16 protein-coding genes are annotated in these 14052 nt (G+C 72.0%); 7 read left to right on the forward strand and 9 right to left on the reverse strand.

Annotated features, from left to right (window positions below):
* Positions 1 to 46: 46 nt before the first annotated feature.
* Positions 47 to 2110: a phosphate acetyltransferase gene (gene pta / locus ACFHWT_RS11995; RefSeq protein WP_416594673.1), complete on the forward strand. Its 2064-nt coding sequence runs from the start codon at positions 47 to 49 to the stop codon at positions 2108 to 2110.
* Positions 2111 to 2115: 5 nt separating this feature from the next.
* Entirely contained in the window at positions 2116 to 3234 is a 1119-nt protein-coding gene (locus ACFHWT_RS12000; protein WP_416594748.1) for an acetate/propionate family kinase, read from the forward strand.
* A 30-nt stretch (positions 3235 to 3264) separates the two neighbouring features.
* On the opposite strand, the gene ACFHWT_RS12005 is transcribed toward ACFHWT_RS12000, so the two are convergent.
* Positions 3265 to 3429: a hypothetical protein gene (locus ACFHWT_RS12005; RefSeq protein WP_416594674.1), complete on the reverse strand. Its 165-nt coding sequence runs from the start codon at positions 3427 to 3429 to the stop codon at positions 3265 to 3267.
* Between the two features lie 92 nt (positions 3430 to 3521).
* Between ACFHWT_RS12005 and ACFHWT_RS12010 the strand changes: the two genes are divergently transcribed.
* Complete coding sequence (locus ACFHWT_RS12010) at positions 3522 to 4484, forward strand: alpha/beta hydrolase family protein (protein ID WP_416594675.1); 963 nt, start codon at positions 3522 to 3524, stop codon at positions 4482 to 4484.
* 74 nt (positions 4485 to 4558) lie between these two features.
* Here ACFHWT_RS12010 and ACFHWT_RS12015 read toward each other — a convergent pair whose 3' ends face one another.
* The 3 genes from ACFHWT_RS12015 to ACFHWT_RS12025 form a co-directional block, all read right to left on the reverse strand.
* Positions 4559 to 5512, reverse strand: coding sequence for a zinc-binding dehydrogenase (locus ACFHWT_RS12015; protein WP_416594676.1), 954 nt, complete (start codon positions 5510 to 5512; stop codon positions 4559 to 4561).
* Between the two features lie 81 nt (positions 5513 to 5593).
* Entirely contained in the window at positions 5594 to 6760 is a 1167-nt protein-coding gene (locus ACFHWT_RS12020; protein ID WP_416594677.1) for an NAD(P)-dependent malic enzyme, read from the reverse strand.
* A gap of 139 nt (positions 6761 to 6899) precedes the next feature.
* Positions 6900 to 7244: a S24/S26 family peptidase gene (locus ACFHWT_RS12025; protein ID WP_416594749.1), complete on the reverse strand. Its 345-nt coding sequence runs from the start codon at positions 7242 to 7244 to the stop codon at positions 6900 to 6902.
* Between the two features lie 94 nt (positions 7245 to 7338).
* On the opposite strand from ACFHWT_RS12025, the gene sodN reads away from it, so the two are divergent.
* Together sodN and ACFHWT_RS12035 are read left to right on the forward strand one after the other, a co-directional pair.
* Entirely contained in the window at positions 7339 to 7746 is a 408-nt protein-coding gene (gene sodN, locus ACFHWT_RS12030; protein ID WP_123605226.1) for a superoxide dismutase, Ni, read from the forward strand.
* 186 nt (positions 7747 to 7932) lie between these two features.
* Positions 7933 to 8346 carry an ATP-binding protein gene (locus tag ACFHWT_RS12035; RefSeq protein ID WP_416594678.1) on the forward strand — a complete coding sequence of 138 codons (414 nt, stop codon included), beginning with the start codon at positions 7933 to 7935 and terminating at the stop codon, positions 8344 to 8346.
* A gap of 66 nt (positions 8347 to 8412) precedes the next feature.
* On the opposite strand, the gene ACFHWT_RS12040 is transcribed toward ACFHWT_RS12035, so the two are convergent.
* Positions 8413 to 8775 (reverse strand): hypothetical protein, encoded by a 363-nt coding sequence (locus ACFHWT_RS12040; RefSeq protein WP_416594750.1) that lies wholly within the window; start codon positions 8773 to 8775, stop codon positions 8413 to 8415.
* A 69-nt stretch (positions 8776 to 8844) separates the two neighbouring features.
* Here ACFHWT_RS12040 and ACFHWT_RS12045 point away from each other — a divergent pair, with 69 nt between their 5' ends.
* On the forward strand, positions 8845 to 9795 hold the full coding sequence (locus ACFHWT_RS12045; protein ID WP_416594679.1) for a diacylglycerol/lipid kinase family protein: 951 nt from the start codon (positions 8845 to 8847) through the stop codon (positions 9793 to 9795).
* 424 nt (positions 9796 to 10219) lie between these two features.
* Entirely contained in the window at positions 10220 to 10477 is a 258-nt protein-coding gene (locus ACFHWT_RS12050) for a WhiB family transcriptional regulator (RefSeq protein WP_123605230.1), read from the forward strand.
* A gap of 121 nt (positions 10478 to 10598) precedes the next feature.
* On the opposite strand, the gene ACFHWT_RS12055 is transcribed toward ACFHWT_RS12050, so the two are convergent.
* The 4 genes from ACFHWT_RS12055 to ACFHWT_RS12070 are packed head-to-tail and all read right to left on the reverse strand — an operon-like array spanning position 10599 to position 13969.
* On the reverse strand, positions 10599 to 11354 hold the full coding sequence (locus ACFHWT_RS12055; protein ID WP_416594680.1) for a sirohydrochlorin chelatase: 756 nt from the start codon (positions 11352 to 11354) through the stop codon (positions 10599 to 10601).
* Entirely contained in the window at positions 11336 to 12097 is a 762-nt protein-coding gene (locus tag ACFHWT_RS12060) for a phosphoadenylyl-sulfate reductase (RefSeq protein WP_416594681.1), read from the reverse strand. Before ACFHWT_RS12060 ends, ACFHWT_RS12055 begins: the two co-directional genes overlap by 19 nt.
* A complete protein-coding gene (locus tag ACFHWT_RS12065; RefSeq protein ID WP_199757930.1) occupies positions 12094 to 12258 on the reverse strand; it encodes a hypothetical protein in 165 nt (54 codons plus the stop codon). The genes ACFHWT_RS12060 and ACFHWT_RS12065 overlap by 4 nt, the downstream gene beginning before the upstream one ends.
* Before the next feature lie 19 nt (positions 12259 to 12277).
* Entirely contained in the window at positions 12278 to 13969 is a 1692-nt protein-coding gene (locus ACFHWT_RS12070; protein WP_416594682.1) for a nitrite/sulfite reductase, read from the reverse strand.
* Positions 13970 to 14052: the final 83 nt, after the last annotated feature.

Below are 14052 nucleotides of genomic sequence, written 5' to 3' on the forward strand. Positions count from 1 at the left end.
CCAAGGTCACCAGACTTCGGCCGCTTCCGCCTTGTACGTTGGGGCGGTGGCGCGAAGTGTCTACCTGGCCGGTCTCGGCCCCGGTGGCGGCAAGTCCACCGTCGCCCTCGGCCTGGCCGAGCTGCTGTCCCGCCGGGTCGAACGGATCGGGGTGTTCCGGCCGCTGGTCGCCGGCGCCGGCCCGGACGCGACCCTGACCCTGCTGCGTGAGCGCTACCGGATCGACCTGCCCGACGACCAGCTGTACGGCGCCAGCTACGCCGAGGCCGCCGAGCTGGTCGCCGACGGCCGGCGGGAGGAGCTGATCTCCCGGATCGTCGACCGGTACCGCGAACTGGAGCGGAGCTGCCCGGCGGTGCTGGTGATCGGCAGCGATTTCGACGACACCGGCGACAACGGCGGGCTCCCCCGCGAGCTGGCGTTCAACGCCCGGCTGGCCACCGAGTTCGGCAGCGTGGTGGTGGCTCTCGTCGACGGGATCCGTCGGGACGCCGCCGAGGTCGCCGGCGCGGCTCGCAGCGCGTACCACTCGTTGACCGAGCTCGGCGCGACGGTGCTGGCGGTGATCGCGAACCGGGTCGACGCCGGAGTGGTGGCGCCGACGCTGCCGGTGCCGGTCTACGCCATCCCGGAGATCCCGGCGGTCTCCGCGCCGACCGTCGCCGAGGTCGCCGCCGCCCTCGACGCCACCGTGCTGGCCGGCGACGAGGCCGCGTTGGGTCGCGACGTGCTGGACTTCGTGGTCGGCGCGGCGCACGTGCCGGTGCTGCTGGACCATCTCGTCGACGGCGCGCTGGTGATCACTCCGGGCGACCGGGCGGACCTGCTGGTCGCGGTCAGCGCGGCGCACGCCGCCGGGCTGGTGTCGCTGGCCGGGGTGGCGCTGACCCTGGGCGAACGGCCGGACCCGCGGGCGATGCGCCTGGTGGAGCGGCTCGGCACCAACCTGGCGGTGCTGTCCGCACCGGCGGACAGCTTCCACGCGGTCGCCACCGCCGGGCGGATCTCCGGCCGGCCCAGCACCGCCAACCCCCGCAAGGTGGAGGCGGCACTCGGCGCCTTTGAGTCCAGCGTGGATACTACCGAGCTGGCCCGCCGGCTGGACGTGACCCGGTCGGCCCGGGTCACCCCGATGATGTTCGAGTACGCGCTGATCGACCGGGCCCGGGCCGCCCGCCGCCGGCTAGTGCTGCCGGAGGGCACCGACGAGCGGATCCTGCGGGCCACCGAGATCCTGCTGCGGCGCGGCGTCGCCGACCTGACCCTGCTCGGCGACGCCGACGACATCGGCCGCCGGGCCCGTGAGCTGGGCGTGCAGATTGACGGGGTACGTGTCGTCGACCTAGCCGTCAGCCCGTGGCGCGACGACTTCGCGTCCCGGTACGCCGAGCTGCGCCGACACAAGGGCGTCACCTGGGAGTTGGCGCACGACGTGATGGGCGACGTCAACTACTTCGCCACGATGATGGTGCACGCCGGGCACGCCGACGGCATGGTCTCCGGGGCCACCCACACCACCGCCGCGACCATCCGCCCCGCCTTCGAGATCATCAAGACGCTGCCGGACGTGTCGGTCGCCTCCAGCGTGTTCTTCATGCTGCTCGCTGACCGGGTGCTGGTGTACGGCGACTGCGCGGTCAACCCGGACCCGGACGCCGATGAGCTGGCCGACATCGCGGTCAGCTCGGCGCAGACCGCCGCCCGGTTCGGCATCGAGCCACGGGTCGCCATGCTGTCCTACTCCACCGGGACCTCCGGCAGCGGCGACGACGTCCGAAAGGTCGCCGCCGCCACCGACCTGGTCCGCAAGCGGTGCCCGGACCTGCTGGTCGAGGGCCCGATCCAGTACGACGCGGCGATCGACCCGACGGTCGCCGCCACGAAGCTGCCCGGCAGCGACGTCGCCGGGCGGGCCACCGTCTTCGTCTTCCCCGACCTGAACACCGGTAACAACACCTACAAGGCGGTCCAGCGTTCGGCCGGTGCGGTCGCCGTCGGGCCGGTCATGCAGGGTCTGCGCCGGCCGGTCAACGATCTGTCCCGAGGGGCCACCGTGCCCGATATCGTCAACACCGTGGCGATCACCGCGATCCAGGCGGCCGCGCGATGAGCGACGTGGCCCGGATCCTGGTGCTCAACTGCGGCTCGTCGTCGCTGAAGTACCAGCTCTTCGACGGCGACCGGGTGGTCGACAAGGGCACCGTGGAACGGATCGGCGAGCCCGGTGGCGGGCCGGCCGATCACGCGGCCGCGCTACGGCTGATGGCCGAACGGGTCGACCTGACCGGGCTCGGCGGGGTCGGGCACCGGGTGGTGCACGGCGGTGTCCGGTTCGCCGAGCCGACGCTGATCACCGACCAGGTGGTCAACGAGATCGAGCGGCTGGTGCCGCTCGCTCCGCTGCACAACCCGGCCAACCTGACCGGGATCGCCCAGGCCCGCCGGCTGCTGCCGGGCGTACCGCAGGTCGCGGTCTTCGACACCGCCTTCCACCGCACGCTGCCACCGGAGCAGGCCAGCTACGCGATCGACACCGACACCGCGCAGCGGTACGGCATCCGACGGTACGGGTTCCACGGCACCTCGCACGCGTACGTGTCCCGGCGGGCGGCCGCACTGCTCGGCCGGGCACCGACCGACATCGATGTGATCACCCTGCACCTGGGCAACGGGGCCAGCGCCTGCGCGGTGGCCGCTGGCCGCAGCGTGGCCACCTCGATGGGGCTGTCACCGTTGGAGGGTCTGGTGATGGGCACCCGCAGCGGCGACCTCGATCCGGCGGTGGTGTTCCATCTGGAACGGGTCGCCGGCTGGTCCACCGCCGACGTCGACCGGCTGCTCAACCAGCGCAGCGGCCTGGTCGGGCTGACCGGGGCCGGCGACATGCGCGAGGTGCTGCGCCGCCGCGCCGACGGGGATCCCGCAGCGCGGCTCGCCTTCGACATCTACTGTGCCCGGATCCGGTTCTACGTCGGCGGGTACCACGCGCTGCTCGGTCGGGTCGACGCGATCGTCTTCACCGCCGGGGTCGGTGAGAACGCCGCCCCGGTGCGGGCGGCGTCGCTGGCCGGGCTCGACCCGATCGGTGTCCAGGTCGACGCGCGGCGCAACGACGAGGGCCGAGGCGAGCGGGTGATCTCCCCGGACGGCACGCCGGTGCAGGTGTGGGTGATCCCCACCGACGAGGAGTACGAGATCGCCAGCCAGACTCGGGCGGTGCTGACCGACGGCTGATCCGGGCCGACCGGGGTTGAGCGGGGAAGGTCAGAAAACCAGCCAGAGGGCGATCGCGACCACGATCGCCACCGCGACCGCGACACCGATGATCAGCGGCAGCCGGGACGGCTGGTCGGCGACCGGCTGCGGCGACGTCTGGAAGGCCCGGAAGGCCTCGGTGTTGCCGCTCGGATCGACGTACTCGTCAGACATGACGAAGACCCTAGCGAAGTCGGCCGGACGCTGCCACGACCGGCCGGCGCGAGCCGGTGGTCGACCAGGCGGATGCCGGTAACAATCGTCCAATGCGTGACTTCCGTCCGGCGGTAGCCGGCCTGCTCACCGTCGGTCTGCTCACCACCTCGCTGGCCGGCTGCGGCACCGCCGCAGCGCCCGGCCCGGTGGCCGACGCCCCGACTGCGACGCAGAACGCTGCGGCGGCGGGACAGCCTGACCCGACGTCGGCGCGGCCCGACCAGCCGCCCGGCCGACCGGCACCGACCCGGCGACTCGACGTCGAGACCCGCACCCTCGATCTGAACCGCGGTGACCGGCCGCTGCCGGTCACCGTCTGGTACCCGGTCGGCGGGGACGGCCGGCACCCGGTCGTGCTGTTCAGCCACGGCCTCGGCGGCGAGCCGGCCGACTATCGCACGGTGCTGGCCGAGTGGGCGGCGGCCGGGTTCGTCGTCGCCGCCCCGACCTACCCGTTCACCAGTCAGGGCGGCTCCGGCGGCAACGCGCTGGACGTGCTCAACCAGCCGGCGGACGCGTCGCACGTACTGGACGAGTTGCTGGCGCTCGACGGCCGCGTCGGTGACGAGTTCGCCGGCCTGCTCGACGTCGAACGGGTCGCCGCCGCCGGGCATTCAGCCGGTGGCATCACCACCGTCGGGTTGTTCACCGCCGCCCGCGACGACCGGTTGGACGCCGGCGTCGTGCTGGCCGGCAGCGCGCTCGGCGTCGGTACGGCGTTCAGCGGTGCCGCCGCGCCGCAGCTGTTCATCCACGGCGAGCTGGACGAGGTGGTGTCGTACGCGTCGGGCAAGGCGGCGTACGACCGGGTGCCGTGGCCGAAGGCGATGCTGAGCCTGCCCGACGGCGACCACGGTCAGTCGCTGCTGCGGCCCGGCAACCCGGCGTACGACGTGGTACTCGACACCAGCACCGACTTCCTGCGGTGGACGCTGTACGGCGACGACGCCGCCCGGCAGCGGCTGGCCGACGACCCGCCGACCGGGGTCGCCGTCTTCGACGACCAGCTCTGACCCGGCCCGGGGTACGGCGTCAGCCGCCCGGCTGGTCAGCGCTGGTGGTCAGCGCTGGTGGTCAGCGCTGGTGGTCAGCGCTGGTGGTCGAGCACCAGCTTGCCGAACGTGCTACCGGCGTGCAGCCGGGTGAATGCGTCGCGCACCTCGCTGAAGGCGTACTCGGTGTCGACGACCGGCCGGATGCCCCGCTGCGCGCACAGCGCCAGCAGATCCCCCAGCTCGTCGGAGGTGCCCATCGAGGTACCGAGGATCTCCAGCTGCATGGCGAACACCCGGCGCAGGTCGACGGCGGGCAGATGGCCACTGGTGGCACCCGAGACGACGATCCGGGCACCGGGCGCGGCGGACTTCATCGAATGTTCGAAGGTCGCTGCGCCGACGGTCTCGATCACCACGTCGACCCGTTCCGGTAGTCGGCTGCCCGGCGCCAGGGCGGTGGCACCGAGCTCGGCGACCCGGTCCCGCTTGTCCGCGTCCCGGCTGGTCGCGTAGACCCGCTTGCCCAGCGCAACGGCGAGCACCACGGCCGCCGTCGCCACCCCGCCGCCCGCGCCCTGGACCAGTACCGACTCGGCCTGGTCGGCACGGCCCCGGGTGGTCAGCATCCGGTACGCGGTCAGCCAGGCGGTGGGCAGGCACGCCGCCTCGGTGAAGCTCAGCTCGGCGGGTTTCGGGATCAGGTTCGACCGGGGCACCGCGACCCGGTCGGCGAACGTGCCCGGGTAGCGCTCGGACAGGATCGACATGCCGCGCGGGTCCGCCGGGTCGGGCACCACCGGGTGGACGACGACCTCGTTGCCGGCGTCGTCGACCCCGGCGGCGTCACAGCCGAGGATCATCGGCAGCCGGTCGGCGGGCAGCCCGACGCCACGCAGCGACCACAGGTCGTGGTGGTTGAGCGAGCTTGCCCGGACCTCGACCACCGTCCAGTCCGGCGCGGGCAGGTCCGGTTCGGGCAGCTCACCGACGCGCAGCGCGGCAAGCGGGTCGTCGGCGTCGACGGTCGAGGCGAAGACAGCTCGCATGCACCGCACGCTAGCAGCCGTGGTGCCGGCCGGCGCGCATGTGCCCGCCCGGCACCGCAGGTCAGCGGCCGGCACCGCAGGTCAGCGGCGGGCGACGCCGTCGCGGCGGGCGGCGTCGGCGACCGCAGCAGCGACCGCCGGCGCGACCCGGGGGTCGAGTGCCGACGGCACGAACGCCTCCGGTTGCAGCAGGTCGGCCACGACGCCGGCGATCGCGTCGGCGGCGGCCACCTTCATCCCCTCGGTGATCCGGGTGGCACCGGCGTCCAGGGCACCCCGGAACACGCCGGGGAAGGCCAACACGTTGTTGATCTGATTGGGGAAGTCGCTGCGGCCGGTGGCCACCAGGGCGGCGTACCGGTGGGCGATCTCCGGGTGGACCTCCGGCGTCGGGTTGGCCAACGCGAAGACGATCCCGCCGGGTGCCATGCCGGCGACCGCCGATTCGTCGATCTGCCCGCCGGAAAGGCCGATCAGCACGTCGGCGCCGACCAGCGCGTCGGCGATGCCACCGGCACACGCGGCGGTCATCGCGGCCAACTCGGCCTTGACGCCGGTGAGGTCCGCCCGGTCGGAGTGGATGATGCCGCGGGAGTCGCAGACCACGGTCTTCGCCGGGTCGACGCCGCCGGCGATCAGCATCCGGGTCACCGCGACGCCGGCCGCGCCGGCACCGCTGACCACCACCCGCAGGTCGCCGAGCTTGCGGTCCAGCAGGGCGACCGCGTTGCGCAGGGCGGCCAGCACCACGATCGCCGTGCCGTGCTGGTCGTCGTGGAAGACCGGGATCGGCAGCGCCTCGTCGAGGCGGCGCTCGATCTCGAAGCAACGTGGCGCGCTGATGTCCTCCAGGTTGATCCCGCCGAACGACGGAGCCAGGGCGGTGACCGTCGCCACGATCGCGTCGATGTCCCGGGTGTCCAGGCAGATCGGCACCGCGTCGACGTCGCCGAACTGCTTGAACAGCACCGCCTTGCCCTCCATGACGGGCATCGCGGCGCGCGGACCGATGTCGCCGAGGCCGAGCACCGCGGTGCCGTCGGTGACGACGGCGACCGCGTGCGACACCCAGGTGTAGTCGTCGACCAGGGTCGGATCGGCGGCGATCGCCTCGCACACCCGGGCCACCCCCGGGGTGTACGCGAGTGAAAGGTCGTCCCGGTCGGTCAGCGCGACGGTGGGCGTGATCGCCATCTTGCCGCCCCGATGCAGGTCGAAGACCGGGTCAGAAATTGCCACAGTAGACATGGTGACTCCAGAGCCGTTGAGCGTGATAGATCGCCGCCGGCTCGGCGCGAGGTCAGCGTTGACCGGCGAGGCGCTGCGGGGGTCACCCGGATTCCGTGTCGAGCATAGTGTCACACAGCACGGTTTACCGCGAAGCGGTTCACCGCAGTCCGTGCCCCGTACCCACTCGGCGTGGCCGCGGCCAGTAGCGACACAGCACCCGACCATGCACCTCAGCCACCCCGAAGGCGCGCGAGTCGTCGGTGACCAGATCGTTGTCCCCGCGCAACCACCAACCGCCGGACTCGGCACGTACCACTCGTTTGACCACCAGCAGTCCGGGACGCGACCGGAAGGTGGCGACCACCACGTCCCCCGGGCGGACCGCCCGCCCGCCCCGGCGGACCAGCAGCGCGTCGCCGTGCCGCAAGGTGGGGGCCATCGACGGTCCGTGCACGAGCACGGCGAACAGTGGTGAAAGCACTTGCACCTCCCGCCAGGTCAGCGAGCCCGATGCGCGATAGGGTCGGCAGGGAGGATCATCCTCCAGCTTACGCGTGCCGGCGATCGTGCCGCCGGCCAACACACGGAGGGTCCTGATGCGACTTCTACGCATGTTTACTCCGCGCACGGTGGTCAGCGCCCACTGCGACCTGCCCTGTGGCGTCTACGACCCGGCGCAGGCCCGGATCGAGGCCGAATCCATCAAGGCGATCGCGGAGAAGTACCAGGCGAACACCGACCCGGAATTCCGCACCCGGGCGCTGATCATCAAGGAGCAGCGCTCCGAGTTGGTCAAGCACCACCTGTGGGTGCTCTGGACCGACTACTTCAAGCCGCCGCACTTTGAGAAGTACCCGCAGCTGCACCAACTGTTCAACGAGGCGACCAAGCTCGCCGGTGGCGGCGGCGGGACCAAGGCGTCGGTCGACCCGGCCAAGGCGGACGAGCTGCTGGTCAAGATCGACGAGATCGCGAAGATCTTCTGGGAGACCAAGCAGGCGTGATCCCTCGGTCCGGCCGGTGCGCACCGCGCACCGGCCGGACCGGGTCCGCCGGGCACGGGCCGCTCCGTCGAGGCCCTGGTGGGCGTCGCGCGCACGACCCGCCCGGCTCGGTCGGACGACGAATCGCTCCGGATGACACCGCAGGGATAGACGTCAACCGGTAGAGTCCACGCGGGGGTAACCGGGATGAGTTCGCTGGTCACACAATCCGAGCCGACCGTCGACGACGACGTGGTGCTGCTCACCGTGCCTGCCGACGGTGGCTACCTGAGCGTGCTGCGTACCGCGACGGCCGGGCTGGCCGCACGCCTGCACTTCGCGCTGGACGAGATCGAGGATCTGCGGATCGCGGTCGACGAGGCCTGCGCCATGCTGCTCGCCGTCGCCACCCGCGACGCGGACCTGCAGTGCCGGTTCTCGGTGACCGACGACGCGCTGACCGTCGAAGTCGCCGTCGCGGCGGTACGCGGTGCCCGGCTGCCACCGGACTCGTCCTTCGCCTGGAAGGTGCTCCGGGCGCTGACCACGTCGGCGACGGCGACCGCCAGCAGCGGCCAGGCCAGCATCAGACTGCTCACCCGCCGGTCCGGCGGGCACTGACCGACCGGGCACGCACAGGCCTGGCACTGAGCGGCTGGTGGACCCACTCGGCCGGCAGCCGGTCGGTCACTCCAGCCCGAAGGCCCGGGTCGTCGGCGGGGCCACCAGCAGCGCGGTCACCACCAGGCCCAGGGCGATCAGCGGTACGCCGAGCCAGGCCAGGCCGCCGACGATCATGTAGTAGCCGACCGGGAGCAGCATCAACTGCGCGACGATGGCCGGTGCCCGGGCCGCGCTACGGCGGCGGGCCACCGCACGGGCCAGCACCGCCAGCAGCACCGCGCCGCCGACGGCGAACCCGGTGACGATCAGCGCCGAGGCGAGATCGGTCGCGGTGCTGGTGAGATCCTGGTACGCGAGGTAGCCGGCGACCAGCCCTACGGCCACCGCCTCCCCGGCCAGCGACCTCACCGCCCACCGCAGCGTCATCGGGGTGGGCTGTGCGTCGATGGTCACGGCGTCACGATACCCGCGCCGGCTCGCGATAAAGTGCCGCCCATGCGGGCCCTCTTGGTGGTCAATCCGAAGGCCACCACCACCAGCGAGCGCACCCGGGACGTGATCGTCCGGGCGTTGCGCAGTGAAGTCGACCTGTCGGTGGCGTCCACCCACCGGCGCGGGCATGCCGTCGCACTGGCCAGGACGGCCGCCGAGGACGGCTTCGACGTGGTGGTCACGCTGGGCGGCGATGGCACCGTGAACGAGGCCGTCAACGGCCTGATGACGTCCGCGCCGGCGGTGGAGACGCTGCCGGGTGCGGCAGCAGACCGGTTGCCGGCGCTGGCGGTGGTGCCGCTCGGCTCGACGAACGTCTTCGCCCGTGCGGTGGGGCTGCCGCCGCAATGGCCGGAGGCGACGAGCGTACTGCTGGAGGGTTTGCGGACCGGGCGGTTCCGTACCGTCGGTCTGGGCCGAGCCGACGACCGTTACTTCACCTTCTGCGCCGGGCTGGGGCTGGACGCGGCGGTGATCCGGCAGGTCGAGCGGGCCCGGCTACGCGGGCGCCGGTCCACCGTCGGGCTCTACCTGCGGTCGATGGTCAGCGAGTTCTTCATCGGGATGGACCGGCGGCATCCGGCGATCCGGTTGGAGCGGGCCGGCGAGCCGGCGGCGGCCGAACTCGCCACCGTCGTGGTCCAGAACACCGCGCCGTGGACCTTCATCGGTGAACGGGCGATCAATCCGAATCCGGAGGCGTCCTTCGATCTCGGCCTGGACGTGATGGCGCTTCGCCAATTGCATGTGCCGAGTACCGCCCGCACTTTGGCCCAGGTCGCCGCCAGCCGACCGGATCCACGCGGCCGCCAGCTGGTCCGACTGCACGATTTGTCCGAATTTACGCTATCCGCAACACAGCCGCAGGCCTTCCAACTCGATGGCGATTATCTGGGAGAGCGGCTCAAAGTCCGTTTCACGGCGGTCCGAGAGGCCTTGCGAGTGGTCTTCTGACACGCTCCGTAACAGAGCTTCGACTGCAGAGCGTGACCAGAGGCACGGAAGACACGTAGCTGAAATGCCTGCACTGCGGGGCGGACCGTACTACATTGATTCTTGACTGTCGCACTCCGGGTGTCGGTGAGCGCCAGAAAACGGACAAATGGGTCGTGACGTTGCTCACCCGATTGGACTTTTTCTGAGCGCTGCTCTTGACATCGCAGGGGTTCGTGAAAGTATTCACAAGCGGACCGATTCACCCGGGACGTTGCCTGGATGCGCTCGCCACGCGGCAGCTAGGAGCAACGTTCCACAGGCTTACGCCTGCTCACGCGCTGCCGATCCGACGGATGCAATCCGTTGTGGCCGACTGCGCGGGCGCATAAAGAAAGACCGGAGCATTTACCGCCACCGATCCAGAATGAGGAGTGTTGCCGCCATGGACTGGCGTCACCATGCTGTCTGCCGCGACGAGGACCCGGAGCTGTTCTTCCCGATCGGGACGTCCGGCCCCGCGATCCTGCAGGTCGAGCAGGCCAAGGCTGTCTGCCGGCGCTGCTCCGTGACCGACCAGTGCCTGCAGTGGGCGCTGGAGTCCGGACAGGACGCTGGCGTCTGGGGCGGGATGAGCGAAGAGGAGCGGCGCGCCGTCAAGCGTCGCGGCGGACTGCGCGTCCTGCGCGCTCAAACTGCCTGACCCACCCGACCACCACCAAGCGACGTCCGTACGGCGCCCCGGAACTGTCTCCGGGGCGCCGTCGTACATTGCACTGCGGCGACTCCGCCTCCGGCAACCGCCACGGTACGCGGCAGCCCGCTCAGACCAGCACCGGTGCGGCCCGGTCGACCCGGTGCAGCACCAGCCGGGCCAGTTCCGGCGCGCCGGCCAGCGGTGCCGCCGCACAGACCGCGCCGGCCTGCCGGGCCGACGCCACCGCCGTGTCGTAGAGCAGGCCGGGTGCCAGGAAGTACGCGGCCACCGCGACGCGCCGGGCACCCGCCGCACGCAAGGTCTCGACCGCCGCCCCCGCAGTCGGCGGTGCCGCCGACGCGAAGCCTTCGACACACGGCACCCCGACCTCGGCGCCGAACGCCGTCGCGGCCACCGCCACCGTCTCCCGGGCCGGAGCCGACCGGGTGCCGGCGGCGGCCAGCACCACGGCGTCCCAGCCGACACCGGCCTCGGCGAGTCGCCGCCGCAGCCCGGCGGTCAACAGCGGGTCCACCGCGCCGGAGCCGACCGACGGGCCGAGCACCTGCGTCGTCGTCACCGGCATCCGCAGCCCGTCCCGGTACGCGGCCCGCACCACCTCGGGAATGTCCACCCGGCCGTGGAACGCCTCGGTCAGCAGCAGCGGCACCACCGTCACCGCCGGATAGCCGGCAGCCTGCAGGTCGGCCAGCACCGCCCCGGGACGTGGTCCGGCGTGATCCAGGTACGCCGCCCGGACGTCGACCCCCGGCCGGGCCGCGGCGACCGCCCGGACCAACGCCCGGGTCGCCGTCGCCGCCCGCGGGTCCCGGCTGCCGTGCGCCACCAGCACGATCGGCCCGGTCATCCGTGCAGGCCGCACTCGGTCTTCTCGAACATCGCCCAACGGCCGGCCCGTGGGTCCTCGCCAGCGGTGGTACGCCGGGTGCACGGCCAGCAGCCGATCGAGGTGTAACCCTGCTTGAACAGCTCGTTGACCGGGATGTTCCACCGGGACACGTAGGCGTCAACGTCCGCCTGGGTCCACGCCGCGATCGGATTCACCTTGACCCGGCCGCGTCGGGCGTCGAACCCGACCACCGGGGTGTTCGCCCGGGTCGGCGACTCGTCCCGGCGCAGCCCGGCGGCCCAGGCGTCGTAGTCGCCGAGCGCCCGCTCCAGCGGCTCGACCTTGCGCAGCGCGCAGCACTCGTCGGGTGCCCGGTTGAACAGCCGGGGACCGAACTCGCCGTCCTGCTGGCCGACGGTCATCCGGGGCCGGATCGACCGCAGTTTCACCGGCATGGTCGCAGCCACCTGGTCGCGGACCCGCAGCGTCTCCGGAAAGTGCAGCCCGGTGTCGAGGAAGACCACGTCGACGCCGGGCGACACCCGGGAAACCAGGTGCGCCAGCACCCCGTCCGCCATCGAACTGGTCACGCAGAACCGGTCGCCGAAGGTCCGAACCGCCCACCGGGCGACCTCCTCGGCCGGAGCGCCCTCCAGCTCCCGGCCGGCGCGTTCGGCGAGGGCCCGCAGCTCGGCGGGGCTGCGCCGGGTCGGCGGTTGGTCGGCGGCCGGACCGAGCCGGATCAGGTTCAGGTCCGCGGCGAGCACCGGGCTCATCGGGACACCCCCTTGCGGGCCAGCAGTCCGGTGAACCGGACGGTGAAGACCCGGGCGCAGGCGTGGCACTCCCAGGCGGTGTGCGCGTCGGCGTGCGGGCGGAGGTTCTCCTCTCCGCAGTACGGGCAGTAGAGCGGTGCCGCGCGCGTCTCGGTGCTCACCGCACCTCACCTCGCTCGTTCATCGCAACTCCTCCTCGTCGGCCCGGACGACCCACCTGGCGAACGACTCGCCGTCGGTACGGCCGGCCAGGTAGCGGCGGACCACGCGTTCGACGTACTCGGGCAGCTCGTCGGCGGTGGTCTTGAGACCCCGTACCTTGCGCCCGAAGCCGGCGGTCTGCCCCTGGGCCATGCCCAGGCCACCGCCGAGATGGATCTGGTACCCCTCGACCTGCTGGCCGTCCGGCCCGACGACCAGCTGGCCCTTGAGCCCGATGTCGGCGACCTGGGTGCGGGCGCAGGCGTTCGGGCAGCCGTTGATGTGGATCGAGATGTCGGCGTCCTCGGCGAGACCGGCCGAGGCGAGCCGCTGCTCCAGGTGAGCCACCAGCTCCTCGCCGCGCCGCTTGGTCTCGACGATGGCCAGCTTGCAGAACTCGATCCCGGTGCAGGCCATCGTGCCGCGCCGCCAGGTGGACGGCCGGGCCTCCAGGCCGATCGCGCGCATCCCGGTGACCAGCGACTCGACCCGGTCCGGGGCGACGTCGAGCACCAGCAGTTTCTGGTACGGGGTGAGCCGTACCCGGTCCGAGCCGTGCTCGGCGGCCAGGTCGGCCAGGGCGGCGAGCTGGCTGCCGGAGACCCGCCCGACCACCGGGGCGACCCCGACGTAGCGCCGACCGTCGGCCTGCGGGTGCACCCCGATGTGGTCGATCGGCTTGGCCGGCAGCTCCGGAGCCGGCCCGTCCAGCAGGGTCCGGCCGAGGTACTCCTTCTCCAGCACCTCGCGGAACTTCTCGGTGCCCCAGTCGGCGACGAGGAACTTCAGCCGGGCCCGGTGCCGCAGTCGACGGTAGCCGTAGTCGCGGAAGATGCCGACCACGCCGGCCCACACGTCGGGTACCTCGGCCAGCGGCACCCAGACGCCGAGCCGCTGGGCGATCATCGGGTTGGTGGACAGCCCACCACCGACCCACAGGTCGAACCCGGGGCCGTGGTCGGGGTGGTCGACGCCGACGAACGAAATGTCGTTGACCTCGTACGGGGTGTCGGCCAGCCAGGAGATCGACGACTTGAACTTGCGGGGCAGGTTGGAGAACTCCTTGCTGCCCACGTACCGGCGGACGATCTCGTCGATCGCCGGGGTGGGGTCGATCTTCTCGGCGGCGGCGACGCCGGCGACCGGGCTGCCGAGCACGATCCGCGGGCAGTCGCCGCACGCCTCGGTGGTCTCCAGCCCGACGTCCTCCAGGGCCTTCCAGATCGCCGGCATGTCCTCGACCCGGATCCAGTGCAGCTGGATGTTCTGCCGGTCGGTGACGTCGGCGGTGTCCCGGGCGTACCGCTGCGAGATGTCGGCGATGGTACGCAGCTGGGCCAGGTTCAGCTGGCCGCCGTCGATGCGCACCCGGAGCATGAAGTACTCGTCCTCCAGCTCGTGCGGCTCCAGCACGGCGGTGCGCCCGCCGTCGATGCCCGCCTTGCGCTGGGTGTACAGGCCCCACCAGCGGAACCGGCCGCGCAGGTCGGCCGGGTCGATCGAGGCGAAGCCCCGGTGGGCGTAGATGGTCTCGATCCGGGCCCGGACGTTGAGCGGATCATCGTCCTTCTTGGTCCGCTCGTTGGGGTTGAGCGGCTCGCGGTGCCCGAGCGCCCACTGCCCCTCGCCGCGCCGGCGGCCGGGTCGGGTCGGGGTGCTGCTGCGCGCCATCGCGGCGTCCTCCGTGTCTGCGGGTCGATCTCGGTGGGCGGCACGGGCGCCTGCGCCGTCGACGACGACGGGGCCAAGGAGAA

It is taken from the genome of Micromonospora sp. LOL_021 (assembly GCF_048060215.1).
Lineage (GTDB): Bacteria > Actinomycetota > Actinomycetes > Mycobacteriales > Micromonosporaceae > Micromonospora_E.